29 protein-coding genes are annotated in these 26355 nt (G+C 68.8%); 16 read left to right on the top strand and 13 right to left on the bottom strand.

Going from position 1 to position 26355, the window contains the following annotated elements:
- Positions 1 to 97: 97 nt before the first annotated feature.
- Complete coding sequence (gene msrA / locus Q5Z10_RS03650) at positions 98 to 763, bottom strand: peptide-methionine (S)-S-oxide reductase MsrA (protein ID WP_303639132.1); 666 nt, start codon at positions 761 to 763, stop codon at positions 98 to 100.
- Positions 764 to 793: 30 nt separating this feature from the next.
- Entirely contained in the window at positions 794 to 1057 is a 264-nt protein-coding gene (locus Q5Z10_RS03645) for a putative signal transducing protein (RefSeq protein ID WP_046987838.1), read from the bottom strand.
- A 239-nt stretch (positions 1058 to 1296) separates the two neighbouring features.
- Here Q5Z10_RS03645 and Q5Z10_RS03640 point away from each other — a divergent pair, with 239 nt between their 5' ends.
- From Q5Z10_RS03640 to Q5Z10_RS03615, 6 genes are all read left to right on the top strand, one after another.
- Complete coding sequence (locus tag Q5Z10_RS03640; protein ID WP_303637986.1) at positions 1297 to 3045, top strand: glutamine--tRNA ligase/YqeY domain fusion protein; 1749 nt, start codon at positions 1297 to 1299, stop codon at positions 3043 to 3045.
- Positions 3046 to 3088: 43 nt separating this feature from the next.
- Positions 3089 to 3742, top strand: coding sequence for a hypothetical protein (locus Q5Z10_RS03635; RefSeq protein WP_303637985.1), 654 nt, complete (start codon positions 3089 to 3091; stop codon positions 3740 to 3742).
- A 51-nt stretch (positions 3743 to 3793) separates the two neighbouring features.
- Positions 3794 to 4513, top strand: coding sequence for a DUF6348 family protein (locus Q5Z10_RS03630; RefSeq protein WP_303637984.1), 720 nt, complete (start codon positions 3794 to 3796; stop codon positions 4511 to 4513).
- A 96-nt stretch (positions 4514 to 4609) separates the two neighbouring features.
- Positions 4610 to 5170 (top strand): nucleoside deaminase, encoded by a 561-nt coding sequence (locus Q5Z10_RS03625; protein ID WP_004154307.1) that lies wholly within the window; start codon positions 4610 to 4612, stop codon positions 5168 to 5170.
- Positions 5154 to 6221, top strand: coding sequence for a 23S rRNA (cytidine(2498)-2'-O)-methyltransferase RlmM (gene rlmM / locus Q5Z10_RS03620; protein WP_303637983.1), 1068 nt, complete (start codon positions 5154 to 5156; stop codon positions 6219 to 6221). Before Q5Z10_RS03625 ends, rlmM begins: the two co-directional genes overlap by 17 nt.
- 51 nt (positions 6222 to 6272) lie before the next feature.
- Positions 6273 to 6668: an EF-hand domain-containing protein gene (locus Q5Z10_RS03615; RefSeq protein WP_303637982.1), complete on the top strand. Its 396-nt coding sequence runs from the start codon at positions 6273 to 6275 to the stop codon at positions 6666 to 6668.
- Positions 6669 to 6767: 99 nt separating this feature from the next.
- Here Q5Z10_RS03615 and Q5Z10_RS03610 read toward each other — a convergent pair whose 3' ends face one another.
- Both Q5Z10_RS03610 and ubiH read right to left on the bottom strand, forming a co-directional pair.
- On the bottom strand, positions 6768 to 7949 hold the full coding sequence (locus Q5Z10_RS03610; protein WP_303637981.1) for a UbiH/UbiF family hydroxylase: 1182 nt from the start codon (positions 7947 to 7949) through the stop codon (positions 6768 to 6770).
- Complete coding sequence (gene ubiH, locus Q5Z10_RS03605) at positions 7946 to 9154, bottom strand: 2-octaprenyl-6-methoxyphenyl hydroxylase (RefSeq protein ID WP_303637980.1); 1209 nt, start codon at positions 9152 to 9154, stop codon at positions 7946 to 7948. The genes Q5Z10_RS03610 and ubiH overlap by 4 nt, the downstream gene beginning before the upstream one ends.
- 108 nt (positions 9155 to 9262) lie before the next feature.
- On the opposite strand from ubiH, the gene Q5Z10_RS03600 reads away from it, so the two are divergent.
- The 10 genes from Q5Z10_RS03600 to Q5Z10_RS03555 all read left to right on the top strand — a co-directional run bounded on the left by Q5Z10_RS03600 (position 9263) and on the right by Q5Z10_RS03555 (position 19147).
- Positions 9263 to 9847: a hypothetical protein gene (locus Q5Z10_RS03600; RefSeq protein WP_303637979.1), complete on the top strand. Its 585-nt coding sequence runs from the start codon at positions 9263 to 9265 to the stop codon at positions 9845 to 9847.
- Between the two features lie 8 nt (positions 9848 to 9855).
- Complete coding sequence (locus tag Q5Z10_RS03595; protein ID WP_303637978.1) at positions 9856 to 10410, top strand: cob(I)yrinic acid a,c-diamide adenosyltransferase; 555 nt, start codon at positions 9856 to 9858, stop codon at positions 10408 to 10410.
- Positions 10411 to 10417: 7 nt separating this feature from the next.
- Positions 10418 to 11356, top strand: a complete 939-nt coding sequence (locus Q5Z10_RS03590) for a histone deacetylase family protein (protein WP_303637977.1) — start codon at positions 10418 to 10420, stop codon at positions 11354 to 11356.
- Between the two features lie 89 nt (positions 11357 to 11445).
- On the top strand, positions 11446 to 13938 hold the full coding sequence (gene lptD / locus Q5Z10_RS03585; RefSeq protein WP_303637976.1) for an LPS-assembly protein LptD: 2493 nt from the start codon (positions 11446 to 11448) through the stop codon (positions 13936 to 13938).
- Positions 13935 to 15278: a peptidylprolyl isomerase gene (locus tag Q5Z10_RS03580; protein ID WP_303637975.1), complete on the top strand. Its 1344-nt coding sequence runs from the start codon at positions 13935 to 13937 to the stop codon at positions 15276 to 15278. The genes lptD and Q5Z10_RS03580 overlap by 4 nt, the downstream gene beginning before the upstream one ends.
- 3 nt (positions 15279 to 15281) lie before the next feature.
- Complete coding sequence (pdxA, locus tag Q5Z10_RS03575; RefSeq protein ID WP_303637974.1) at positions 15282 to 16262, top strand: 4-hydroxythreonine-4-phosphate dehydrogenase PdxA; 981 nt, start codon at positions 15282 to 15284, stop codon at positions 16260 to 16262.
- The gene (gene rsmA, locus Q5Z10_RS03570; protein ID WP_303637973.1) at positions 16259 to 17062 is read left to right on the top strand and encodes a 16S rRNA (adenine(1518)-N(6)/adenine(1519)-N(6))-dimethyltransferase RsmA; all 804 of its coding nucleotides are present in this window, start codon (positions 16259 to 16261) and stop codon (positions 17060 to 17062) included. The genes pdxA and rsmA overlap by 4 nt, the downstream gene beginning before the upstream one ends.
- A 13-nt stretch (positions 17063 to 17075) precedes the next feature.
- On the top strand, positions 17076 to 17459 hold the full coding sequence (gene apaG, locus Q5Z10_RS03565; protein WP_303637972.1) for a Co2+/Mg2+ efflux facilitator ApaG/CorD: 384 nt from the start codon (positions 17076 to 17078) through the stop codon (positions 17457 to 17459).
- 15 nt (positions 17460 to 17474) lie between these two features.
- Positions 17475 to 18500, top strand: coding sequence for a symmetrical bis(5'-nucleosyl)-tetraphosphatase (locus tag Q5Z10_RS03560; protein ID WP_303637971.1), 1026 nt, complete (start codon positions 17475 to 17477; stop codon positions 18498 to 18500).
- On the top strand, positions 18497 to 19147 hold the full coding sequence (locus tag Q5Z10_RS03555; protein WP_303637970.1) for a DUF1287 domain-containing protein: 651 nt from the start codon (positions 18497 to 18499) through the stop codon (positions 19145 to 19147). Before Q5Z10_RS03560 ends, Q5Z10_RS03555 begins: the two co-directional genes overlap by 4 nt.
- A gap of 88 nt (positions 19148 to 19235) precedes the next feature.
- On the opposite strand, the gene Q5Z10_RS03550 is transcribed toward Q5Z10_RS03555, so the two are convergent.
- From Q5Z10_RS03550 to Q5Z10_RS03510, 9 genes are all read right to left on the bottom strand, one after another.
- Positions 19236 to 19727 (bottom strand): dihydrofolate reductase, encoded by a 492-nt coding sequence (locus tag Q5Z10_RS03550; RefSeq protein WP_303637969.1) that lies wholly within the window; start codon positions 19725 to 19727, stop codon positions 19236 to 19238.
- A 5-nt stretch (positions 19728 to 19732) separates the two neighbouring features.
- The gene (locus Q5Z10_RS03545) at positions 19733 to 20527 is read right to left on the bottom strand and encodes a thymidylate synthase (protein ID WP_303637968.1); all 795 of its coding nucleotides are present in this window, start codon (positions 20525 to 20527) and stop codon (positions 19733 to 19735) included.
- Positions 20524 to 21411 (bottom strand): prolipoprotein diacylglyceryl transferase, encoded by an 888-nt coding sequence (lgt, locus tag Q5Z10_RS03540; protein ID WP_303637967.1) that lies wholly within the window; start codon positions 21409 to 21411, stop codon positions 20524 to 20526. Before lgt ends, Q5Z10_RS03545 begins: the two co-directional genes overlap by 4 nt.
- An 84-nt stretch (positions 21412 to 21495) precedes the next feature.
- Positions 21496 to 21990: a TPM domain-containing protein gene (locus Q5Z10_RS03535; protein ID WP_303637966.1), complete on the bottom strand. Its 495-nt coding sequence runs from the start codon at positions 21988 to 21990 to the stop codon at positions 21496 to 21498.
- Positions 21990 to 22874 (bottom strand): TPM domain-containing protein, encoded by an 885-nt coding sequence (locus Q5Z10_RS03530; protein ID WP_303637965.1) that lies wholly within the window; start codon positions 22872 to 22874, stop codon positions 21990 to 21992. The genes Q5Z10_RS03535 and Q5Z10_RS03530 overlap by 1 nt, the downstream gene beginning before the upstream one ends.
- 3 nt (positions 22875 to 22877) lie before the next feature.
- Positions 22878 to 23501, bottom strand: a complete 624-nt coding sequence (locus tag Q5Z10_RS03525; protein ID WP_303637964.1) for a LemA family protein — start codon at positions 23499 to 23501, stop codon at positions 22878 to 22880.
- Between the two features lie 229 nt (positions 23502 to 23730).
- Complete coding sequence (locus Q5Z10_RS03520; RefSeq protein WP_303637963.1) at positions 23731 to 24891, bottom strand: MFS transporter; 1161 nt, start codon at positions 24889 to 24891, stop codon at positions 23731 to 23733.
- Between the two features lie 228 nt (positions 24892 to 25119).
- The gene (locus Q5Z10_RS03515; RefSeq protein WP_303637962.1) at positions 25120 to 25869 is read right to left on the bottom strand and encodes a TerC family protein; all 750 of its coding nucleotides are present in this window, start codon (positions 25867 to 25869) and stop codon (positions 25120 to 25122) included.
- A 29-nt stretch (positions 25870 to 25898) separates the two neighbouring features.
- Positions 25899 to 26294 (bottom strand): diacylglycerol kinase, encoded by a 396-nt coding sequence (locus tag Q5Z10_RS03510; protein WP_303637961.1) that lies wholly within the window; start codon positions 26292 to 26294, stop codon positions 25899 to 25901.
- Positions 26295 to 26355: the final 61 nt, after the last annotated feature.

The following is a 26355-nucleotide window of genomic DNA, read 5'->3' as shown; positions in this document are numbered from 1 at the left end:
CCCCAGAGCCGCTTTGGCTTTGGCTTTGGCCTTGGCTTTGGCCTTGGCTTTGGCAGTTGCTTTCAGCTTCTGCCCGCCGCAGGCGGACCACCGCGCGTCAGCGCGGCCCCTCCACATCCAGCCCGATCGGGCAGCTCACGCCGGTGCCACCAATCCCGCAATACCCGTTCGGATTCTTCGCCAGGTACTGCTGGTGGTAGTCCTCGGCGTAGTAGTACGTCGGCGCCGGGTACACGATTTCGGTGGTGATCGGCCCGTAGCCGGCCGCCTCCAGCTGCGCCTGGTAGGCCTCGCGGCTGGCCAGCGCCGCGGCGTACTGCGCCTCGTCGGTGGCGTGGATCGCCGAGCGGTACTGGGTGCCGGTGTCGTTGCCCTGGCGCATGCCCTGGGTCGGGTCGTGGCTTTCCCAGAACAGCTGCAGCAGCCGCTCCAGGCTCACCACGGCCGGGTCGAACACCACCTGCACCACCTCGGTGTGCCCGGTCAGGCCCGAGCAGACCTCTTCATAGGTCGGGTTCGGGGTGATCCCGCCGGCATAGCCGACCGAGGTGCTGTACACGCCCGGCTCGGTCCAGAACTTGCGTTCAGCGCCCCAGAAGCAGCCCAGCGCGAAGCGGATCTGCTGCAGGCCGGCGAAACGGTCCTTCAGCGGATGGCTGTTCACGAAGTGCTGGTTGCTGTGCAGCGGCAACGGCTGATCGCGCCCCGGCAGCGCCTCCTCGGCACGCGGCAGGCGCTGCTTGAAGGCTCCGATGCCCAGGATGCCCTGTCCGATTCCCAACATGATGCGCTCCTACGCCGGAAGGCCGGCAATGTCGTCTGCATCTGAAATGGGGTCGTCCGGGGCGTGCCCCAAGTCCAGCGCGGCCACGATGTCCTCGGCCTGCGGCCGTGCCGCATCAGGGATGCCCACCCGCAGCACCCCGAACAGCGGCAGTTCGCCCATGCCGCCCAGCAACGATTCGCCGAACACGAAGGCGGGGATACCCGCATCCTCCAGCGCATGCTTGACCAGGTGGGCATCGAACAGGTTGTCGGCCTTGTACACGATGTGCATTGGACAGCTCCGTGGGACAGGCCTCCAGCATACGCCCGGGGCGGTGAACCCCGCCGCTGCGCCCGCCGGGTATGGCCCGGCGCTACCGGTGCAGGGGTTGCATGGCCCCGGCGATACCTGTGCGGGGGTTGCATGGCCCGACGCCAGCGGCGCGGGGGCCGTGCCCGGCGGGCGCAGCGGCAACCCTGTCGCGTACGCGCTAGACTGTTGGTCTTTCTGCCTTTCTTTTTCGCCGACTCATGTCCGAGCATATCCCCGCCAGCCCCGAGACCCCCGCCGACAGCCACGAAAAGCGCGATTTCATCCGCCAGATCGTGCGCGAGGACCTGGCCAGCGGAAAGCACCAGGCGATCAAGACCCGTTTCCCGCCGGAACCGAACGGCTACCTGCACATCGGCCACGCCAAGTCGATCTGCCTGAACTTCGGCATCGCCGGCGAGTTCAGCGGCGTCTGCAACCTGCGCTTCGATGACACCAACCCGGCCAAGGAAGATCCGGAGTACGTGGCCGCGATCCAGGACGACGTGCGCTGGCTGGGCTTCGAGTGGAACGAGCTGCGCCACGCCTCCGATTACTTCCAGACCTATTACCTGGCCGCCGAGAAGCTGATCGAACAGGGCAAGGCCTATGTCTGCGACCTGTCGGCCGAGGAAGTGCGCGCCTACCGCGGCACCCTGACCGAGCCGGGCCGCCCGTCGCCGTGGCGCGACCGCAGCGTCGAGGAAAACCTCGACCTGTTCCGCCGCATGCGTGCCGGTGAGTTCCCGGATGGCGCGCGTACCCTGCGCGCGAAGATCGACATGGCGAGCGGCAACATCAACCTGCGTGATCCGGCGCTGTACCGCATCAAGCACGTCGAACACCAGAACACCGGCAACGCGTGGCCGATCTACCCGATGTACGACTTCGCCCATGCGCTGGGTGATTCGATCGAGGGCATCACCCACTCGCTGTGCACGCTGGAATTCGAAGACCACCGCCCGCTGTACGACTGGTGCGTGGACAACGTCGATTTCGCCCACGACGACGCGCTGACCCAGCCGCTGGTCGATGCCGGCCTGCCGCGCGAAGCGGCCAAGCCGCGCCAGATCGAGTTCTCGCGTCTGAACATCAACTACACGGTGATGAGCAAGCGCAAGCTGATGGCGCTGGTCACCGAACAGCTGGTGGATGGCTGGGAAGACCCGCGCATGCCGACCCTGCAGGGCCTGCGTCGCCGTGGCTATACCCCGGCGGCGATGCGCCTGTTCGCCGAGCGCGTGGGCATCAGCAAGCAGAATTCGCTGATCGACTTCAGCGTGCTGGAAGGCGCGCTGCGCGAAGACCTGGACAGCGCCGCGCCGCGCCGCATGGCGGTGGTCGATCCGGTCAAGCTGGTGCTGACCAACCTGCCGGAAGGCCACGAAGAGCAGCTGACCTTCAGCAACCACCCGAAGGACGAGAGCTTCGGCAGCCGCGAAGTGCCGTTCGCACGCGAAGTGTGGATCGACCGCGAGGACTTCGCCGAAGTGCCGCCGAAGGGCTGGAAGCGCCTGGTCCCCGGTGGCGAAGTGCGCCTGCGCGGTGCCGGCATCATCCGCTGCGATGAAGTGATCAAGGATGCCGACGGCACCATCACCGAGCTGCGTGGCTGGCTGGATCCGGAATCGCGTCCGGGCATGGAAGGCGCCAACCGCAAGGTCAAGGGCACCATCCACTGGGTCAGCGCCGTGCATGGTGTGCCGGCCGAGATCCGCCTGTACGACCGCCTGTTCTCGGTGCCGAACCCGGACGACGAATCGGAAGGCAAGACCTACCGCGATTACCTCAATCCGGAATCGCGCCGCACCGTCACCGGCTACGTCGAGCCGGCCGCGGCCAGCGCCGCGCCGGAGCAGTCGTTCCAGTTCGAGCGCACCGGCTACTTCGTGGCTGACCGCCGCGACCACAGCGAAGCCAAGCCGGTGTTCAACCGCAGCGTGACCCTGCGCGACACCTGGTCGGCCTGAGGACCTGCGCGGGCGCCAGGACGGCGCCCGCACGCCCGCGACGATGATCACCGCCCTGTCCGCCCTGCTCTGGTTCATCTCGCAGCATCCGCTGCTGACGTTCTTTTCGGCGATGCTGCTGGCCGGGCTGGTCTCGTGGTGGCGGCGCTTTCCGGGCTACGCCATCGTGGTGTTCCCGCTGGCGATGCTCAACATCTTCCTCGGCCACTTCCTCAACGCCGCCTTCCTCCATATGGTGGGCGAGCGCGGTGAAGCGGTGATCGTGAAGTCCGAGCGCACCAGCTCGACGATGAACGAGCAGTACATCTGGCGCTATGAAGCGGTGCTGCGCACCGCCGAAGGCCGCGACGTGGAAGTGGTGTTCCACACCAACACCGCCTCGCTGTGGCCGCTGGAAAACGCCATCCGCATCCCGGCGCCCGACCAGCCGTTCGTGGTGAAGTACACGCCGGGTTTCCCGCGCAACTTCGTCATCCTCACCAACGAATCCCCGCACGGCATCGCCCAGGCCCGGGCCAGCGCCCGCGAGCGGGTCGAGGTGGCGGCGCGCAAGCTGCATTTCAGCCCGGGCAATGCCGATTTCCGCGCGGCCTATCGCCGCGAACTGGAAACCTGGCTGCGCGATCATGGCAGCGACCCGCAACAGCAGCCCGACGCGCAGCGTTATCGCGCCGAACTCGACGCACTCGACCGCTAGTTCCAGGCCCTGCCTGATGGCGGTGCCCTCCTTCCTCCGACAGGCCCCGACATGACTCCCTCCCACGCGCTCCTTCCGTTGCTTCAGCAGGTCCTGCACGAGGGCGGCATCGCCAGCCGCGTCGATGGCGGCGCGCTGCTGCTGGACAGCGGCCTGCGCCTCACCCCGCACGCAATGGCCGCGCACGCGCGCGACAAAGGCGGCTGGCAGACCTCCACCGTCATCGAGACCCAGCATCCCGGGCTGTTCGCCGAAGGTCTGTTCGAATACCAGCATGCCAACGGCGCGGACGAGCACGCCTCACTGCGCTCCGGTTTCCAGACCTGGGTGCAGGTGGATCTGGCGACGCTGCAGACCGCGATCGGTGCCGACGATGCGCAGGGCCTGCCGATGATGGGGCTGACCTATCCGGCCGCTGACGATGGCCAGGAACATCAGCGCACCGTGGTGCTGGGGCCGCTGGCCCACTACCGCGCGCAGGAGGTGGATGCAGCCACCTGCAGCGCGGACGACCACGGCTCCTGCCCGTGCTGCCTGTTCACCCGCAGCATGGATGCCTTTGAGGATCTGCTGAAGGCACGCCCGTTCCTGGCCATCCGGTTGTTCGCCTCGCGCGATGCCGATGGCCTGTGCGAAGCCGATTGCCGGGTCAACGGCCATGACTTCGGCGCCGCCCTGCCCCTGCTGCGTGCCTATGCCGCCAGCTGGCCGCAGGCCGGCCTGGAGTTCCGCAAGCAGTACGTGGTGATCCGCACCGGCGCGCCCGCCTGATCCCGCCCACGCCCGGTACAGGCCGGTGCGGCTACACTGCGCGCCGGTTTCCCAAGCAACCGCACTTTCTTCCATCCCACACGAGGCACCCCCGCGATGCTGTACGCGCAAGTCCACCTGACCCTTCCCGCCTGGATCCACGACCAGATCGACCTGGATCGTCGATATCCGGGCGATGAGGCCAAGGTCGCGCTGGCGATCGAGCTGTCGCGGTTGAACGTCGAGCACGCCAGCGGCGGCCCGTTCGGCGCGGTGGTGTTCGGTCCCGATGACAAGGTGATCGCGGCCGGCGTGAACCGGGTGATGCCGCACGCGACCTCGCTGGCGCATGCCGAGAACATGGCCTACATGCTGGCCCAGCAGCGCCTGCAGACGCCGCGCCTGAACGCGGTGCTGTCCCCGGTCACCCTGGCCACCAGTTCGCAGCCGTGCTGCCAGTGCTATGGCGCCACTGTGTGGGCCGGTATCGACCGCCTGCTGATCGGTGCCAACTCGGCCGACGTCGAAGAGCTGACCCCGTTCGATGAAGGCCCGCTGCCGGCCGACTGGGTCGGCGAGCTCAACAAGCGCGGCATCGAAGTGGTGCAGGGCCTGAACCGCGACGCCGCGCGCAGCGTGCTGCGTGCCTATGGGGAAAGCGATGGCGCCCGTTACTGACACCGGCATCGGCCTGCTCTGCCTGTGCCGCCAGGGCTTCGAGCCCGAGCTGGCCGGCGAGCTGCAGTTCCGCGCCGGTGAAGCCGGTTTCGCCGGCTATGCGCGCACCCAGCGCAATGATGGCTACGTGCTGTTCATGTGCGACGAAGCTGCGGCACTGGCACCGCGCCTGCGCTGGCGCGAGCTGATCTTCGCGCGGCAGAAGCTGGTGGTGCTGGCCGAGCTGCCGCAGCTGGACCCGGCCGACCGCATCACCCCGATGCTGGAAGTGCTGGCCGATGCGCCGCGCTTCGGCGACCTCTGGGTGGAGCACCCCGATTCGGACGCCGGCAAGCCGCTGTCCGGGCTGGCGCGCGCGTTCGGCAACGCGCTGCGCCCGGCGCTGCGCAAGGCCGGCAAGCTCACTGACAAGCCCAACAATCGCCTGCCGCGCCTGCACGTGGTGTTCGTCGACGGCACCCACGCCTTCGTCTGCGTGGCCGACCCGGCCGACAGCGCGCCGTGGGCGCTGGGCATCCCGCGCCTGAAACTGTTGCCCGAAGCGCCCTCGCGCTCGGCGCTGAAGCTGGATGAGGCGCTGCTGACCCTGCTGACCCCGGAAGAACGCGAGACGCTGGCCAAGCCCGGCATGCGCGCGGCTGACCTGGGTGCCGCACCGGGCGGCTGGACCTGGGTGCTGACCCGCCAGCACATGCACGTGCTGAGCATCGACAACGGCCCGCTGCGCCAGCACGTGCTGGATACCGGCCTGGTCGAGCACCTGCGTGCCGACGGCTTCCACTGGCACCCGGAACAGCCGCTGGACTGGATGGTCTGCGACATGGTCGAGCAGCCACGCCGGGTAGCCGAACGCATGGCCACCTGGTTCCGCGAAGGCTGGTGCCGGCACGCCATCTTCAACCTCAAGCTGCCGATGAAGAAGCGCTGGGACGAGACCCGGCTGTGCCTGGACCTGTTCCAGGAGCAGGCAGGCAAGCCACTGGTGGTGCGTGCCAAGCAGCTCTATCACGACCGTGAGGAGATCACGGTGCTGGCCTCGCCGCTGCGCTGAGGCAGCACCCACCGCCGGGCACGGCCCGGCGCTACCGAGCAAGGAGAATGCATGCGTCATCGATCGATTCCGCTGCTGATCGCACTGCTGGCCGCCGCCCCGGCACTGGCCCAGCAGTTGCCGCACACCCCGGCGCAGAGCCAGCCGCTGGGCCCCACCGGCGGCGCGATCCGCCAGCAGCCGCTGGCGGCCGGGCGGGTCACCGGCAGCGTCGAGCTGGCACAGCCGGCCGGCGAAGCGCAGGTCATCGTCCGTTCGCTGGAACCGAGCAGTGTGGTCGGCCAGTACCGCATCCACTTCGCTACGCTGGATGTGAACGGCGATGGTTTCATCAGCCGCGAGGAAGCGCAGGCCAATCCGGCATTGGCCGATGAGTTCAACGCGTTGGACGTGAAGCGCCGCGGCAGGCTGGACCGTGCCGACCTGGCCGGTTGGCTGATCGATTGATTGCGGCAGCGCCGGGCCGCGCCCGGCGGCCCCCATGAACCGCGCGGCGCGCTCGCCGGGCATGGCCCGGCGCCAGCGGAAAATGCCGGGGCATTCGGCTTACACGCCGGCGGCGCGCTTCCAGAACGCCTGTACCAGCGGCGGCCACTTGCCGACGCAGCCGAGCGCGCGACCGCGGGCCAGGGTCAGGTGCATTTCATCGTTGGAGAACAGCCGGTTGATCGCATCGAAGCTGTAGGCGGCAATCTGGTTGTCGCTGCGCCGTTCGCGTGCCCAGCGCTGCAGGCGCTGCGGCGACAGGCGTGGCTGGCCGCGGCGTTCGGCCGACGGCGCCAGCCACTGCTGCAGGGCAGCGACATCACGCAGGCCCAGATTCACGCCCTGGCCGGCCAACGGATGCACCACATGCGCGGCATCGCCCAGCGCCAGCACGCGGCCGGCCACGTAATGACGGGCCAGCTGCCGGCGCAGCGGGAAGGCGGCACGCGGCGAGGCCAACCGCAGTCCGCCCAGCCGCGCGGCGAAGGCCCGGGTCAGTTCACGGTTGAAGGCGTCCTCATCCAACGCCAGCACGCGTGCCGCCTCGTCGTCAGGCAGGGTCCAGACGATCGAGCTGCGGCGCTCGGCCACCGGCAGCAGCGCCAGCGGACCGGTCGGCAGGAAGCGCTGCCAGGCGGTGGCCTGGTTCGGCAGATCGCTGTCGACGTAGGCGACCACGCCGCGCTGGTGGTAATCGTGGCGCTCGACCTCGATGCCGGCCAGCTGGCGCAGCGTCGATTCGGCGCCGTCGGCTGCCACCGCCAGTGCCGCTTCAACACGGCGGCCGTCCTCCAGCCGCAGGCGCACGCCGCCTTCATCCTGCTCCAGCACCTCCACCCGCGCCGGGCAGTGCAGCTGCACGCCGGCAGCAGGCAGCGCCGCCCACAGGCGGTCCTGCAGCAGGCCGTTCTCGACGATGAAGCCCAGTTCACGACGGCCGAAGCGATCGGCGTCGAACACCAGATCCTCGCCGCCCGCGGCATCCCACACCTGCATGCGCCGGTACGGCCAGGCACGGGCCTGGGTGATCGACGGCCACACCCCCAGGCGCTGCAGCAGCTGGACATTGTCGGCGGCGAAGGCAAACACCCGCAGGTCCGGTTGCGCGGCCTGCCAGGGTGCCGGTTCACGGCCTTCCACCAGGGCCACCGACAGACCGGCATCCGCCAGCGCCAGCGCACAGGCCGCGCCGACCACACCGCCGCCGACAATGGCCACGTCCAGGCGTGCGCGACGATTCATGCGGCCTCTCCCCGGCACAGGCGCGGCACCTCGCCGCGGAAGCCCATCGCACCGCCGACCAGCATCGACTGCACCGACGCGCGCTGCGCGGCCACCAGACCCAGGCTGCGCAGCGGCCGCAGCAGCGGCGCCGGGTTGCTGGTCAGGCGCGCCAGGCCACCGGAGAAGGCCACCGTCTGCTGGCGGTCGTCCTGGCGGCGCGCGGCATAGGCCTGCAGCAGGGCATCGCTGCCGGCATCGGCGTGCGCCTCTTCCAGCAGTTCGGCCAGCGTCAGCGCATCGCGCAGGCCCAGATTGAAGCCCTGCGCGCCCAGCGGATGGATGGTCTGCGCGGCATTGCCCAGCAGCACGGCCCGTTCGCCCACCAGCGCACGGGCCAGCACCTGGATCAACGGATAGGCGCTGCGCGGGCCGCTGTCGAGCAGGCGGCCGGCGCGCCAGCCGATGGCCTGCTGCAGGCGCTGCAGCCAGGCGCGTTCGTCCAGCGCCATCACCGCATCGGCCTGGTCGCGGGCCACCCCGTGCACGGTGCCGAAATGACGGTCGCCGCGCGGCAGCAGCGCGGTCGGGCCGGTATCGGTGAAGCGCTCCCAGGCCGTGCCATCCGGCGCGCGCTGGCTGCGCACGCGGGCCACGAACAGGGTCTGCTGGAAGTCATGGCGATCCGCCTCGATGCCGAGCGCAGCGCGGACGCCACTGCCGGTGCCATCGGCACCGACCACCAGCCGGGCCAGCAGCACGTGCTCGCCGGCGTCATCGGCAACCCGCACCTGGCGGCAGCCATCGATCACCTGGCCCAGGCCAAGGAAGCGCATCGGCCGGTAGCGCCGCAGCCGCGGCAGGTCCTGCAGGCGGCTTTCCAGTGCCTGGCCGAAATCGCGCGCGACCACCACCTGGCCGAACCACGGCCTGTCGTAATCGGCCGCATCGAGCTGCACGCGCCCGAAGTCGCCGGCACGGCTGACATGGATGCGGCGGATCGGCCCAGGCGCCATCGCCAGCTTCTGCATGACCCCCAGCGCGGTCAGCGCATTGACCGTGGCCGCGGCGAAACTGAGGTTGCGCTGGTCGAACACCGCCGGCAGCTCACCCGCCGGGCTGGCTTCGAGCAGACCCACGTCCAGGCCCAGCCGGTCCAGGGCGATGGCCAGGCTGGCACCCACCAGACCGCCACCGACAATCAGCACGTCATGTCGTTCACTCATGGCCGCATGATACGCGCTCGCCCTGTCGGTACGCCCAACCGGGGCCCGCCAGCGCCGACCCGCGCGGCGGGCTAGAATGAAAGCTGAATCCGCCCCGGCCCCGCCGTCATGTCCGACTCCGCCCCCCGCGCCTTCGTCCTGTCCGTTCTGGTTCTGCTGCTGGCGGCGACCCGCGTCAACCACTTCGCGGCGATCCCCGATGCGTCCTGGGCGGTGTTTTTCATCGGCGGCTTCTACCTGGCGCGCTGGACCCGCTGGGCCTTCCCGCTGCTGATGGTGTTCGCGGTGCTGGTCGACTGGATCGTCATCCGCAGCAGTGGCCTGGACTTCTGGCAGCACTACTGCGTGTCGCCGGGCTACTGGCTGCTGCTGCCGGCGTACTTCGCGATGTGGGCCGGTGGCCTGCTGCTCGGCCGCAACTACCAGAGCGCGCGCTGGCCGGTACTGGGCAAGGGCGCGCTGCTGCTGGTGGCGTCGGTGGCGGTCTGCCACCTGCTGGCGCAGGGCGGCTTCTACTGGACCAGCCAGAACGTGGCCGATCCCACCGTGGCCGGCTGGGCGCAGAACTACGCGCAGTGGTTCGGCCCCTATCTGCGCACCACCGCGATCTACGTCGCGCTGGCCGCCGCACTGCAGCTGGCCGTGGAGCAGGTCAACAAGCTCCTGCAGGCCCGCCGCGACATCCGTCACTGAGCGTCGCCATGGGCCATCGTCTTTCACGCATCTACACCCGTACCGGCGACGATGGCAGTACCGGCCTGGGCGATGGCAGCCGGGTCGGCAAGGACGACCTGCGCGTGGCCTCCTATGGCACCGTCGATGAGGCCAACGCAGCGCTGGGGCTGCTGCTGGCCAGCACGCTGCCGGACGACGTCCGCGCGCTGGTGGTCCACCTGCAGCACCAGTTGTTCGACCTCGGCGCCGAACTGTGCGTGCCCGGCCACGCTGCGATCCACGCCGCCGACGTATCGGCGCTGGAACAGCAGCTGGACCACTACAACACCGGCCTGCCGATGCTGAAGGAGTTCATCCTGCCGGCCGGCGGCGAGGCCGCAGCGCGCTGCCACCTGGCACGCACCATCGTGCGCCGCGCCGAACGCGAGACGGTGGCCCTGGCCCGCCGGCAGGACATCCGCAGCGAGGCCCTGCAGTACCTGAACCGCCTGTCGGACCTGCTGTTCGTACTGGCCCGGGTCCTGGCCCGCGCCGATGGCCACGGCGAAGCGCTGTGGCAGCCACAGCACCGCCAGCGCTGAGCCTGCCATGCTGGTCTTCACCCATCCCGCCTGCCTGCGGCACGACCCGGGCCCCGGCCACCCCGAATGCCCGCAACGGCTGCAGGGCGTACTCGATGCGCTGCGCCTGGCCTTCCCCGGCCAGCTGGACTGGCGCGAGGCGCCGCCGGCCAAGTTCGGCGAGCTGAGCCGGGTCCACGACAGCGCCCTGCTCGACGTCGTGCTGCAGCCGCAGAGCGTGCCGCTGCGGCAGCTCGACATGGACACCTGGACCTCGCCGGGTTCGGCCAGCGCGGCGGTACATGCCGCCGGCGCCGGCGTGGCCGCGGTCGATGCGGTGATGCTGGGCGATGACCCGCTGGCCTTCTGCGCCGTGCGCCCGCCCGGCCACCACGCCACCAGCAGCACGGCCATGGGCTTCTGCCTGCTCAACAACATCGCCATCGCCGCCGCCTACGCGCGCGACCGCCATGGGCTGGAGCGCATCGCGGTGGTGGACTTCGATGTCCATCATGGCAATGGCACGCAGGACATCTTCCAGCACGATGCGCGGGTGTCCTACTACAGCACCCACCAGGCCGGCCTGTTCCCCAATTCCGGCCTGCGCCGCGACCGCGGTGCCGGCAACCTGATGAACATCCTGCTGCCGCCCGGCAGTGGCGGGTTCCGCTTCCGCAACGTATGGGCCGACGAGATGCTGCCGGCCATCGACGACTTCCGCCCGCAGCTGCTGCTGATCTCGGCCGGCTTCGACGCGCACCTGCGCGATCCGCAGGCCGACCTGATGCTGGAAACCGACGATTTCGCCTGGATCACCCGCGAACTCCACGCGCTGGCGCGCCGCCACGGGGCCGGCCGCGTGGTGTCGATGCTGGAAGGGGGATACGACCTGCAGGCCCTGGCCGAGTGCAGCGTGGCCCACGTCCAGGCATTGATCGCGGGCCCGTCCGGCCGTGGAGCTGGATGAACCCGAACCGGCAGGCGGCGGGAGCCTTCATTGCCCCTATGCAAGGGATGGGGCAAGCTACCGTCCGTTTTCGCCCGAATCCGAACCGCGTGCGCCGAGCCCTCCGCCTGCTTCCCTTGCCCCTGAGCATCGCCGTCTGCCTTCCGGCATGGGCCGATGACAAACCGCTCAACTGGGGCCTGTGCCCGGCCACCGAAGTGATCCCCGCGTTCACCGATGCGCCGACCCCGGTCCCCGGCCAGGACAAGGCGGCCGCCAGCGCCGCGCGCGAACAGCAGCCCACCGACATCGAAGGCGACCAGCTGCTGGGCACCACCACCGTGCCGCAGTACCAGGGCAACGTGGCGCTGCGCCGGGGTGACCAGTTCGTGGGCACCGACAAGTTGAGTTTCGACACCGAGAGCGGCAACTACATCGCCGACGGCAATGTCCGCTACCAGGACGGCTCGATCCGGATGGTCGCCAAGCGCGCCGAGGGCAACCAGGAAAGCGACACCCACAAGATCACCGACATCCGCTACCAGCTGGTGTCGCGCCGGGGCAACGGCGAGGCCGAATCGGTCGACCTGCAGGGCGCGGTCGGGCAGATGCACCGCTCCACCTACACCACCTGCGATCCGTCGCAGCCGGTCTGGAAGCTGACCGCGCCGGAGATCGAAGTCGACAACGACGAAGGCTTCGGCACTGCCCGCAACGCGGTGCTGCGGATCGGCAAGGTGCCGGTGCTGTGGGCGCCCTACTTCAAGTTCCCGATCGATGACCGCCGCAAGACCGGCCTGCTGTTCCCGCAGCTGGGCATGTCCGGCCGCAACGGTTTCGATTACGCGCAGCCGATCTACTTCAACCTGGCGCCGAACTACGACGACACGCTGACCCCGCGCTACATGAGCCGGCGCGGCCTGATGCTCGACAACGAGTTCCGCTACCTCTACAACGGCGGCCGCGGTGAACTGCTGACCGCGTTCATGCCCAGCGACAAGCTGCGCGACCGCGACCGCGGCCGGGTCATGTTCGAGGGCTACCACAACGTGGACAGCCACTGGCAGGCCCGTGCCAACCTGGCCTGGGTCAGCGACGAACGCTACGTGGAAGACTTCGCCAACCGCCTGGTCGGCGTGACCGCTTCCAACCTGCAGAGCCAGATCGGCCTGTACGGCACCGGCAAGACCTGGACCGCCGGGATCATGGCCGACCGCTGGCAGTTGACCGACTACACCCTGGACGAGAGCGCACTGCCCTACAACCGCCAGCCCCGCCTGTTCCTCAACTGGGACAAGCCGGTCCTGCCGTGGCTGGAGACCGGCGTCTACGCCGAGGCGGTGCGCTTCACCCACGACGACGTCAACTACAAGTACGGCGCCGACGCCGGGCCGGACCTGCAGTACACCCGCAACGGGCAGCGCAAGCGCTCCGGCATCGGCGTGGACGGGGGGTCGCGGCTGGATGTGAAGCCCTACGTGTCGTTCCCGATCAGCGGCGCGGCCTGGTACATCACCCCGACCCTGGCCTACCGCTACACCGCCTACGACCTGGAGCGCGGCCTGGCCGACGGCATCCGCGACCAGGTGCTGGCCTCGCAGGGCATCGACCCGAACACGGCGACGCCGGAACAGCGGCGCGGCAACACCTCGCCCAGCCGCAGCCTGCCGATCGGCAGCCTCGACGCCGGCCTGTTCTTCGACCGCGAGACCACCATCGGCGGCAGGTCCTTCCTGCATACCCTGGAGCCGCGCCTGTTCTACCTGCGCACGCCCTACCGCAACCAGGACGAGCTGCCGATCTTCGATACCCGCGACTTCACCTTCAGCTGGGGCCAGCTGTTCCGCGATTCGCGCTATACCGGCGCCGACCGCCAGAACGATGCCAACCAGCTGACCATGGCGCTGGGCACCCGCTTCATCGACCAGACCACCGGCAAGGAACGCTTCTCGGCCGCCATCGGCCAGATCCAGTACTTCGACGAGTCGCGGGTCACGGTGACGCCGGGCGGCGCCCCGGTGGAGAAGGGCAAGTCGGCCTGGATCGCCGACGCCAACTACATGGTCAACGACCGCTGGACGCTGGGTGCCACCTACCAGTGGGACCCGAAGTACAAGCGCGAGGACCTGGCCAGCTTCCGTGCCCGCTACCTGATGTCCAACGATGGCGTGGTCAACCTGACCTACCGCTACCGCATCAACTCGGGCGCCCCGGCCAATGCGACCAAGGAACAGCGGACCCTGCTGGAACAGGCCGATCTGTCGTTCCTGTACCCGCTGAACGAGCGCTGGAGCCTGGTGGGCCGCTACTACTACTCGATCCAGGACAAGGAACCGCTGGAAATCATCGGTGGCGTGCAGTGGGACAGCTGCTGCCTGGCCGTGCGCGCGGTCGCCCGCCGCTACGTGCGCAACCGCGAAGGCGACATGAACAACTCCATTCAGCTCGAGTTCGTGCTCAAGGGCTTGAGCTCCCTCGGCCAGGACACGGACCGCACGCTGCGCCGTGCTATCCTCGGCTACAACCGCGACGACCTCTATCTTGTGCCGCCCAGCAACACCGGTGCGGCCCGCGATGACTACGATCCGAACCAGATCCCATGACCAAGAGCTTCCCCGTCCTTCTCGCATCGCTTCTGGCGGTGTCGAGCGTGTCCACCCCCCTGCAGGTTGTTGCGCAGGAGGCCCAGCCGTTGGACCGCATCGCCGCCGTCGTCGATGAGGACGTGATCCTGCAGAGCGAACTGCAGCGTGCGATCGTCAACATCAAGGCCCAGTACGCCGGCCGCGAGGCCCAGCTGCCGCCGGACGATGTGCTCAGCCGCCAGGTGCTCGAGCGCCTGGTGCTGGTCAAGCTGCAGGTGGCCCGCGCCCAGGGCAGCGGCATCCATGTCGGCGACCAGGAGCTGAACCAGGCGATGAACGCGATCGCCCAGCAGAACGGCTCCAACCTGGACGCACTGCGCCAGCGCCTGGCCAGCGACGGCATCGATTTCAACGATTTCCGCGCCTCGGTGCGTGACGAGATCACCGTGCAGCGCCTGCGCCAGAGCTTCGCCCAGAGCCGCATCAGCGTCAGCGAGGGCGAGGTCGACGCAGCCCTGAAGCAGCAGGCCGACGCCGGCAACCAGTACCACCTGGCCCACATCCTGATCGCCCTGCCCGACGGCGCCAGCGCCGACCAGATCGCCACCGGCCAGAAGAAGGCCGACGGCGTGAAGGCCCTGCTGGACAAGGGTGAGCTGGACTTCAACGCGGCCGCCGTCCGTTATTCGGACAGCCCCAACGCCCTGGAAGGCGGCGACCTCGGCTGGCGTACCCTGGACGAGATCCCGGCCGCGTTCGCACAGACCATGCAGCAGATGAAAGCCGGCGAAGTGGTCGGCCCGATCCGCGGCCCGAGCGGTTTCCAGCTGCTGAAGCTGGTGGAAGTGCGTGATGCCGCCGCAGCGGCCGGCACCCATACCGTCACCGAGTACCACGGCCGCCATATCCTGGTGCGCGTGGACGACAACCAGTCCGAAGCTGCGGCCAAGGCCAAGATCGACACCCTGCGTGCGCGCATCGTGGGCGGTGCCGACTTCCAGCAGGTGGCCAGGGAGTCGTCCGAGGACAACAACAGCAAGGGCCAGGGCGGCGATCTCGGCTGGTTCCCGGCTGATGCGTTCGGCCCGGCCTTCGGCCAGCAGGTGGAAGGCGTGCAGGACGGCGGCGTCAGCCAGCCGTTCCGTACCGACGCGGGCTGGCACATCGTGCAGCGCGTGGCCACCCGCCAGACCGACGTGAGCAGTGACAACCAGCGTGCCCAGGTCCGCGAGACCATCGGCCGCCGCAAGCTGGAAGACGAGTACAACCGTTTCCTGCAGGAACTGCGTGGCGAAGCCTACGTCAGCTTCCGCAGCGGTGACCGGGCGGAAAACACCGCCACGCCGCCGCAGTCCTGAGCCATGCTCCCCGAGCTCGCTCTGGTACCGGGCGAGCCCGCCGGGATCGGCCCGGAGCTGTGTGTCCGACTGGTCCAGCAGCCGCGCGTTGATTGCCGGCTGCTGGCGTTCGCCGACCCGGACACCCTGCGCGCGGCCGCTGCCGCGCTGGATCTTCCCCTGCAACTGCTGCCCGAGGACGCCGACGCCCGCGTCCCCGGTGACCTGCGCCTGCGCACCGTCGCCAACCGCGTCCGCAGCCACTTTGGCCAGACCGACCCCGCCAATGCGGGCGCGGTGATCGGTGCGCTGCGGGCCGCCGGCCAGGCCTGCCTGTCCGGCCAGCTGCAGGGCGTGGTGACCGGCCCGGTGCACAAGGCGGTGATCAACCAGGGCGGCATCGCCTACAGCGGCACCACCGAACTGCTGGCCGACCAGGCCGGGGTAAAGGTGGTGATGATGCTCGCCAACGATATCGTCCGCGTCGCCCTGGCCACCACCCACCTGCCATTGCGCGAGGTGGCCGATGCGATCACCGCGGCCGGCCTGGAACATACCCTGCGCACCGTGCATGCGGCGCTGTCCCGCGAATTCGGCCTGGCCGCGCCGCGCATCGCCGTGCTCGGGCTGAACCCGCATGCCGGCGAGGATGGCCACCTGGGCCGCGAAGAGCTGGACCTGATCATTCCCCTGCTGCAGCGCCTGCGCAGCGAAGGCATGGACCTGGTCGGGCCGCTGCCCGCCGACACCGCTTTCCTGCCGTCGCGGCTGGCCGGCTTCGACACGGTGCTGGCGATGTACCACGACCAGGGCCTGCCGGTGCTGAAATACTCCGGGTTCGAGCAGGCGGTCAACCTGACCCTGGGCCTGCCCTACCCGCGCGTGGCGGTGGACCATGGCACCGCGCTGGACCTTGCCGGACGCGGGATGGCCGACCCGTCCAGCCTGCAGGCGGCCACGACGCTGTGTGCGCGGCTGGCGCGGCAACGTACACTGCGCACATGAATTCCCCGCATTCCCCCTCCGGCCCGGTGTTCACCGCCCCGGCCAAGAAGCAGCTTGGCCAGCATTTCCTTGCCGATCGCCATTACATCGACAGGATCGTGATGGCGGTCAACCCCAAGGACGGCGACCGCCTGGTCGAGATCGGTCCCGGCCAGGGCGCGATCACCCTGCCGCTGCTGCGCGTCCACCCGAAGCTGACCGTGATCGAGTTCGACCGCGACCTGATCGCGCCATTGACCGCTGCGGCCGAGCCGCTGGGCGAGCTGAGCATCGTCCACCGCGACGTGCTGCGGGTGGACTTCACCGAACTGGCCAACGGCCAGCCGATCCGCCTGGTGGGCAACCTGCCGTACAACATTTCCTCACCGATCCTGTTCCATGCCCTGGAACACGCGGCGGTGATCTCCGACATGCACTTCATGCTGCAGAAGGAAGTGGTGGACCGCATGGCCGCCGGCCCCGGCAGCAAGGTGTTCGGCCGCCTGAGCGTGATGCTGCAGGCCTATTGCCAGGTGACCTCGCTGTTCGTGGTGCCGCCGGGCGCATTCCGGCCGCCGCCGAAAGTCGACTCCGCCGTCGTGCGGCTGGTGCCGCGCGATCCCGCCACGATTAACATCAACGACCACAAGCGCTTTGCCGACGTGGTGAAGGCCGCCTTCGGCCAGCGCCGCAAGACCCTGCGCAACGCCCTGAACAACGTGGTGAGCGCCGAGCAGTTCGCGGCTGCCGGGGTGCGCCCCGATGCCCGTGCCGAACAGCTGGACGTGGCCGAATTCATCGCCTTGGCCAATGCCTCCTGATTACACTGCCGGTATGGAAGACGCTGAAGTTTATGCCATCTCCGTCGAAGTCGCGCCCCGCTTCCTCGACGATCAATCCGCGCCGGAAGACGGCCGCTATGCGTTCGCCTATACGATCCGCATCCACAACCAGGGCCGGGTTGCCGCGCGCCTGGTCGCCCGGCACTGGCGCATCACCGATGCCAACGGCCGGGTCGAACACGTGGACGGCGATGGTGTGATCGGCGAACAGCCGCGCCTGCGTCCGGGTGAAGACTTCCGTTACACCTCCGGTGTCATGCTTGGGACTGAACACGGCACAATGCAGGGCCATTACGACATGGTGGCCGACGATGGCACTGAATTCGCCGCGCCGGTCGCACCCTTCGTGCTGGCCATCCCGCGCACCCTGCACTGACACGGAGGCCGAACGATGAGTGTTTGGGCGATCGGCGACCTGCAAGGCTGCTACGACGTCACCCAGCGCCTGCTGGAGAAGATCCGTTTCGACCCGGCGCAGGACACCCTGTGGTTCTGCGGCGATCTGGTCAACCGCGGTGGGCAGTCGCTGGAAACCCTGCGGCTGGTGCATTCGCTGCGCGAGCACAGCGTGGTCGTGCTCGGCAACCACGACCTTTCGCTGCTGGCCGTCGGTGCACGCACCGAAGAGGAACAGCGCAAGGTCAACCCGGACCTGCTGCGCATCGTGCAGGCCGAGGACCGCGACGTGCTGCTGGAGTGGCTGCGCCTGCAGAAGCTGGTGCATGTGGACCGCGAGCTGGGCTGGATGATGGTGCATGCCGGCCTGGCGCCGAAATGGACCACGCAGATGGCCGAGAAGCACGCGGCCGAAGTCGAAGCGCAGCTGCATGGCGCCGGCTACCGCAAGCTGTTCCGCAACATGTATGGCGACAAGCCCAGCTGGGCGCCGAACCTGTCCGGCTACGACCGCTCGCGGGCGATCATCAACGTGCTTACCCGCATGCGCTACTGCACCTCGCGTGGCCGCATCGGCATCGAGGACAAGGGCACGCCGGGCACCCAGGAACAGGGGCTGTACCCCTGGTTCGAGGTGCCGGGCCGGGTCGAACGCGATCTGAAGGTGGTCTGCGGGCACTGGTCGGCCCTGGGCCTGACCATCACCCAGGGCATCCATGCCATCGACACCGGGGCGGTCTGGGGCGGCAAGCTCACCGCGATCCAGCTCGATACCGATGAACTGCGCGTGGTGCAGGTGCCCGGACGGGACGTACCGGCACCGGTCGCCAACGCGCGACCGCCGGCGCGCCCGCCGCGCGAACGGCCTGCTGCCGCGCAGGACAAGGAAGCGGGTACGGCCCAGGCGGCCGCTGGAAACCCGGCCGGGCGTGGCCCGCGCCGTCGCCGCCGTCGCGGCGGTGGTGGCGGTGGCAACGGTGGCGGTGGCGGCAACAACAACGGCACGCCCTCGCCGGCATGAGCCGACACCGCTGGGCACCATGGACGGTGCTGCTGCTGGCACTGGCCTTGGCCAGCGGCTGCCAGCCCAGCGCGCCCCCCGCGGCCGATGCACCCGCCGCCCGCGCCGACAGCGCGGCGGCACCCGCGCCCGCCGCCGCTCCCCCGCTGGTGGCCGCAGCACGGGCCCAGATCGGGGTAACCGTGCGCTACGACCCCGCCTACCAGGTACTGGCCTATCCCGGCGGCGACGTTCCGGCCGACCGCGGCGTCTGCACCGACGTGGTGGTGCGCGCCCTGCGCGAGCTGGGACTGGACCTGCAGGCGCGCGTGCATGAAGACATGCGGGGCAATTTCAACGCCTACCCGGCCATCTGGGGCCTGTCACGGCCGGATCGCAACATCGATCATCGTCGCGTACCCAACCTGATGCGCTGGTTCGAACGGCACGGCTGGCAGCAACCGATCGGCGCGGTGGCCGCCGACTATGCCGCCGGTGACATCGTCGCCTGGAAGCTCAACGGCAATGGGCTGCTGCACGTGGGCATCGTCTCCGACCGGCAGCTGGCCGACGGCACGCCGCTGGTGCTGCACAACATCGCGCGCGGCACGCGCGAAGAGAACCTGCTGTTCCGGCACGCCATCATCGGGCATTACCGGATGCCGTAGGCGATCCTGTAGAGCCAAGCCATGCTCGGCTGCGGGATGTGTCCGGCAACAGCAGCCGAGCATGGTCCGGCCCTGGAGGAAACCCGCTTCAGCGGCGCACGTAATGCACGAAGCGGAACGCGTAGGCGTGACGCTCATCGGCCGGGTGTGGCTCGCTGCTGACCTCCCGCCAGTCCTGCGCGTCCACGTCGGGGAAATGGGTATCGGCGGGGACTTCGGCATCCACCCAGGTCAGGTACAGGTCACTGGCCTGGTCCAGCAGCTGGCGGAAGATCTCACCGCCGCCGATGATGCACAGTTCACTGGCGCCCTCGCCTTCGGCAATGGCTTTCGCTTCGTCCACCGACGCCACCGCACGCATGCCTTCGAACGGCACCTGGCCGCTGCGGGTCAGCACCAGGTTGGTCCGCCCCGGCAGCACGCGGCCGATCGATTCGGCGGTCTTGCGGCCCATCAGGATCGGTTTGCCCAGGGTCAGCGCCTTGAAGTGCCTGAAGTCGTCCGGCAGGTGCCAGGGCATGGCATTGCCCTGGCCGATGCCACGGTTGCGATCCAGCGCCACCACCATCGAGAGTTTCATTGCACTCACACCGCCACCGGGGCCTTGATCGCCGGGTGCGGGTCGTAGCCGTCGATGCGGATGTCCTCGAACCGGAAGCCGAACAGGTCGGTCACCTCCGGATTCAACCACAGCGTCGGCAGCGCGCGCGGTTCACGCGACAGCTGCTCGCGCGCCTGCTCGTAATGGTTCGAATACAGGTGCGCATCGCCCAGCGTGTGCACGAAATCGCCCACGCCCAGGCCGGTGGCCTGCGCCACCATGTGGGTCAGCAGCGCGTAGCTGGCGATGTTGAACGGCACGCCGAGGAAGATGTCGCCGCTGCGCTGGTACAGCTGGCAGCTGAGCTTGCCGTCGACCACGTAGAACTGGAACAGGTTGTGGCACGGCATCAGCGCCATCTGCGAAAGCTCGCCCACGTTCCAGGCGCTGACCACCAGCCGCCGCGAATCCGGGTTGCGCTTGATCTCGTCCACCAACCACTGCATCTGGTCGATCTCGCGGCCATCGGCGGTGGCCCAGCTGCGCCACTGCTTGCCGTAGACCGGGCCGAGGTCGCCGTTCTCGTCGGCCCACTCGTCCCAGATGCGCACCTGGTTGTCCTTCAGGTAGCCGATGTTGGTATCGCCCTTCAGGAACCACAGCAGCTCGTGGATGATCGAGCGCAGGTGCAGCTTCTTGGTGGTGACCAGCGGGAAGCCGTCGGCCAGGTTGAAGCGCATCTGCCAGCCGAACACGCTGCGCGTGCCGGTACCGGTGCGGTCGCTCTTCTCGGTGCCGTGCTCGAGCACATGCGACAGCAGGTCGAGGTATGCCTTCATGCCTTGCCCTCCGCGGCCACCATCGGCTGCGGCTGCAGCACCGGTGCGCGGCGCGACAGGGCCAGCAGTACCAGACCGAAGGCGATGAGCGGCACGCACAGGATCTGGCCCTTGGTCAGCCAGCCGAAGGCGATGTAGATGCCGTTGTCGGGCATGCGCACGAACTCGAGGCCAAAGCGGAAGATGCCGTACATGAGCGCGAACAGCCCTGACACCACGTAACGATGCCGCGGCTTGGCAGACACAAGCCACAGCACGGTGAACATGACCAGGCCTTCCAGTGCCGCTTCATACAGCTGCGAGGGATGGCGGGCGTACTGGTTCAGTGCGCCTGTGGCGAACTGCGCCTGCAGGGTGGCGTGGTCGAGCTGGTTGAGCGGAGCCGGCAGGCCGGATGGAAACACCACGCCCCAGGTGCCGTCGGTGTACTTGCCCCACAGCTCGGCGCCGATGAAGTTGCCGACCCGACCCAGGGCCAGGCCGATCGGCACCAGCGGGGCGATGAAATCGACGGTGTCGAACAGGTGCAGACGGCTGCGGCGCGACCACCACCAGCAGGCCACCACGACGCCCAGCAGGCCGCCGTGGAAGCTCATGCCGCCATCCCACACCTTGAACAGCAGCAGCGGGTTGTGCAGGAAATCGCCCAGCGCGTAGAACAGCATGAAGCCGATGCGCCCGCCCAGCACCACGCCGAGCATGGCGTAGAACAGCAGGTCCGAAAATCCGTTGGCATCCACGCCCGGCAGGCGTCCGTCAGCGATCCGCTTGCGGCCCAGCAGCCAGGCAGCGGTGAAACCGAGCAGGTACATGATGCCGTACCAATGCACCTTGATCGGCCCCAGCGAAAGGGCGATGGGGTCGATGTCGTGGAAATAGATCATGAAGGGCGCCTTGCAGGGATGCCGTTATTCTAGCGCCGCCCGGGAGCGGCCTCGTGGTGGCCGCGGTCGCCTGATTGCCGGGCTTCAGCCCAGGATCTGCGGCGTATCCGGCAGGCCGTCCTGATTGGACCGCGTGGATGCTGGAAAGTGCCCTTCCAGCAGCGTGGACACCTCGTCGATGGCATCGCGCAGCGCCGCCACCGGCTGCGTCCCCCGCAGGCCTTCGCGCAGATGCGTGCAGACCCGCTGCCACTGCTCGGGCATGACCCGTCCGTGCAGCCCGCGGTCGGCCACGATCTCGATGGCGTGGTCGGCCAGCAGCAGATAGATCAGCACCCCGTTGTTGTGCGCGGTATCCCAGGTCCGCAGGCGGGCGAACGCCTGCTCGGCCGCTTGCCGCGGCGTGACCCTGCGCCACAGCGCGGCCAGCGGCAGGTCTGCCTCGACCGCGAACATCACCTGGCCGCCATGGCGCTGCTCACCCGCGGCAATGGCCTCGGTGATGGCCTGCAGGGTGGCCGGCGGAAACGCCAGGCGCACCGACGGCGAGAACACGTGGCGCCACATCCGTCCGATCATCACCAGCCCCCCGACGCGCCGCCGCCGCCGGAACGGCCACCGCCGCCGCCCCAGCCACCGCCGCCACCAAAGCCGCCACCACCACCGAAACCACCGCCTCCCCAGCCGCCACTACCCCAGCCGCCGCCACCGGCAAAGCGCCCGGGGTGGCCGGACAGCATCGCCACCACCAGGCCGACCACGCCGGCCAGGCCACTGGCCAGCAGCGCGGAGGTGAACAGGAACGCGGCCAGCGCTGCACCGGCACCGCCGAGCAGGCCGCGCAGGGGGCGCGGTACCCGTGAGAACACGCCGCGCAGGAGGCTGCCGGCGAACACACCGATGAACAGGGCCAGGATCCAGGTATCGCCGCCGCCATCCGGCGCACGTCCCTGCTGGCCGCTCACCGGCGCCGGCAACGGCTCCCCATCGATGATCTTCACCAGCACCGCGGTGGCGTCGCTGATGCCACCCGCGTAATCATTGGCACGGAACCGGGGCACGAGGTACTCCTGGATCACCCGGTTGGCGATCGCATCGGGAATCGCGCCCTCCAGGCCATAGCCGGGCTCGATGCGCACCCGCCGGTCATCCTTGGCCACCACCAGCAGCACTCCGTCGTCCACGCCCTTGCGGCCGATCTGCCACTGCTCGAAGACGCGGGTGGTGTACTGGGCGATGTCCTCCGGCTGCGTGCTCGGCACCACCAGTACCTGCAGCTGGCTGCCCTTGCGCTGCTGCAGGTCCAGCGCCTGCTGCACCAGTGCCTGCTTCTGCGTGGCATCGAGGGTACCGGTGGTATCGACCACCGGCGACTCCAGCGCCGGGATCGGCGCCAGCTGCTGCGCCTGCACACCCCACGGCAGCCACAGCAGCAGGGCCAGCAGTGCGGTCGCCAGGCGCATCGATCAGTGGCCCGGCGCCGGCGCCGGCTGCTGCTGCGATGGCGCGTTGCCGAAATCGACCGCCGGCGCGTTGGAGATCTGCGCCTCGTTCTCGACGCTGAAGTTGGGCTTGGGCTGGTAGCCGAAGATCTTGGCGGTGATCAGCTGCGGGAAGGAGCGGATGTAGGTGTTGTAGTCCTGCACCTGCTGGATGTAGCGCCCGCGCGCCACGGTGATGCGGTTCTCGGTGCCCTCCAGCTGTGCCTGCAGATCGCGGAAGTTCTGGTCGGACTTGAGCACCGGATAGTTCTCGGTCACCACCAGCAGCCGCGACAGGGCACTGCCCAGCTCACCCTGGGCCTGCTGGAACTGCCTGAGCGAGGCTTCGTCATCGGCATTGACGTTGATCTGGCCGACCCGCGACCGCGCATTGGTCACCTCGGTGAGCACGCGCTCTTCTTGGCTGGCGAACCCTTTGACGGTCTGCACCAGGTTGGGCACCAGGTCGGCACGGCGCTTGTACTGGTTGAGCACTTCGGACCAGCTGGCCTTGACCGCCTCGTCCTTCTGCTGGATGGCGTTGTAACCGCAGCCGGACAGCAGGGAGGCCAGCAGCAACAGGGGCAGGACGCGGGTGAGCAGGCGCATGGCGGCGGTTCCGGGTGGGCTTGGCGCCGAGCATGCCATGGTTCGGGTGAAAGCTCGGCCATCAGGTGCCGTGCCCGCCGCGGTGGCGGCCTTCCCGGGCGGTCGGCGCGGGGCCATGGCGGATGCCTGCCATCCACGCACCGTGCATCCACCGTGCCGGCCCGGGTCGACACCCGCCAACGGCAGCAGGCGTGCGCTTTGCGGCGCAGCCCTGCCGAACCCCCTGCCCTCAGCAGGCTTCGGCCACCGCCGTGCGCGGACGCCCCAGCCATGCCAGCAGCAGGCCCGACGCCGCCAGCACGCCACCGGCCACCGGAATGGCCGCATAGCCCAGCCCCATGCTCAATACCGCTCCACCCAATGCCGCACCCAGCGCATTGCCCAGGTTGAACGCACCGACGTTGATCGACGAGGCCAACCCCGGCGCCTCGGCTGCCGCTTCCATCACCCGGATCTGCAACGGCGGCACGATCGCAAAGGTCGCCGCACCGAACAGCAGCACGCCCAGCGCCGCCGTGGCGTGATGCATGAAGGCCAGCGGCAGCACGAACATCAGCAGCGCCAGGATTGCCAGCAGGATGCGGGTGGCGCCGTCCAGCGACCAGTCGGCCATGCGCCCGCCGATGCCGTTGCCGACGGTGAAGCCGATACCGATCAGGGCCAGCGACATCGCGATGAACGCATTGGATGCCGCGGTCAGTTCGGCCAGCACCGGCGCCACATAGGTGTAGAGGGTGAACATCGCACCGGCACCCAGCACGGTGGTGGCCATCGCCAGCAGCACCTGCGGCTGCAGGATCGCCTTCATCTCGCGGCGGATGTCCGGACGCGCATCGGGCGCGGATGCCGGCAGCGCCAGGCCCAGCGCGGTGATCGCCACCAGGCCCAGCACCGCAGTGCCGGCGAAGGACAGGCGCCAGCCCAGCTGCTGGCCCACCCAGGTCGCCAGCGGCACGCCGCCGATGTTGGCGATGGTCAGGCCCATGAACATGGTGGCCACCGCCGCGGCCTGCTTGTCCTTCGGCACCAGGCTGGCGGCGACCACCGCGCCGATGCCGAAGAAAGCACCGTGGTTGAGGCTGGTGACCAGCCGCGACAACAGCAGGAGCCCATAGTTCGGGGCCAGCGCCGAGAGCAGGTTGCCGACCACGAAGATCGACATCAGCAGCATCAGCGCGGTGCGCTTGCCGAAGCGCCCCATCAGCAGGGTCATCACCGGCGCGCCCAGCATCACGCCCACGGCGTAGGCGGTGATCAGCATGCCGGCGGTGGGGATGTTCACTCCCACGCCCTCGGCAATGACGGGCAGCAGGCCCATCGGAGCGAACTCGGTGGTGCCGATGGCGAAGGCGCCGACGGCGAGGGCCAGCAATGCGGCTCTGGAATTCATGGGGATTGCCTGCGTGGGGGCAGGCCCTGTGGAAAATGAGCGCGTAGCCTGCGCGCTTTGCCGGGCGGGAGTAAGCCACCACGCGGGAAAACAGTGTTGATCCCGATTCACAAGTGGAGGGTGCAGGCCGGCATTGCGGCAAGAGGTAGCGCCGGGCCCTGCCCGGCGAGCGCAGCGGCGCCCACAACGCAGAACCCCCGGCGCTGGCCGGGGGTTCTCGGGGTCCGCTTACCAGTCGCCGGCGCCCGGCACGTGGTGTTCGCGTGCGCGGCGGCGCATCAGCAGGTTCAACCACTCCACCAGCACCGAGAAGCCCATCGCAGCGTAGATGTACGGCTTGGGCACATGCACGTCCAGGCCGTCCAGGATCAGCACCGCACCGATCAGCAGGATGAAGGCCAGCGCCAGCATCTTCACGGTCGGATTGGCGTCGATGAAGCGGCCCAGCGGATTGGCGGCCAGCAGCATCACCGCCACCGACAGCAGGATCGCCGCGACCATCACCGGTACGTGGTCGGCGATGCCGACGGCGGTGATCACCGAGTCCAGCGAGAACACGATGTCGATGATGGCGATCTGCGCGATCACATAGCCGAACACCGCCGAGGTCTTGGTGGTGGCCGGGTTCTCGTCTTCGCCACCGGTGATCATTTCCCTGATCTCCATGTAGCCCTTGATGATCAGGAACAGGCCGCCAACGATCAGCACCAGGTCGCGGATGGAGATGCCCATGCCGGCCACGGTGAACAGATTGGCCTGCATGTGCGCCAGGTAGGCCAGCGAGACCAGCAGGCCGATGCGGGTGATGCAGGCCACGGCGATGCCCAGGCGGCGCGCGAACGGGCGACGGTGCTCCGGCAGCTTGCTGACCGCGATGGAGATGAACACCAGATTGTCGATGCCGAGCACGATTTCCAGCGCGCTCAGGGTGAACAGGGTCAACCAGACGTTGGGATCGGCAAGAAACTCAAGGGACATGGGAACTCTTCAACAAGGGGGAAAGAAGGTCAGCCGGCGCTGGCCGGCAGCAGCCGTGGCACCAGCACCAGGCCCCAGCACAGCAGCACGTTCATCATCAGCACGAATACCGCCGCCGAACCCATGTCCTTGGCGCGACCGGCGAGTTCGTGGATTTCCGCACCGTAGCGCTCGATCACCGCTTCGATGGCCGAATTGGCCAGCTCCATCGCCAGCACCAGCAGCATCGAGCCGATCATCAGCGCGCGCTCGACCGGCGTCTGGCCCAGCCACAGCGCCAGCGGGGTCAGCAGCACCAGCAGGTAGACCTCCAGCCGGAACGAGGACTCGTGCAGCCAGGCAGCACGCAGGCCCTGCCAGGACCAGCGCGCGGCCTGGAAGATGCGACGCGGGCCGCGGGGCAGATGACCGAACTGATCAGCCACGGGTGAAGCATCCAGCAACAGGGGCGCGGCGCAGCGACCGCTCAGACGCACGGCAGGGGAT

Source organism: Stenotrophomonas sp. 704A1, assembly GCF_030549525.1.
Classification (GTDB): Bacteria; Pseudomonadota; Gammaproteobacteria; order Xanthomonadales; family Xanthomonadaceae; genus Stenotrophomonas; species Stenotrophomonas tuberculopleuritidis.
The sequence above is the reverse complement of the archived record's forward strand: the minus strand, read 5'-3'. Positions and strand labels throughout refer to the sequence as shown.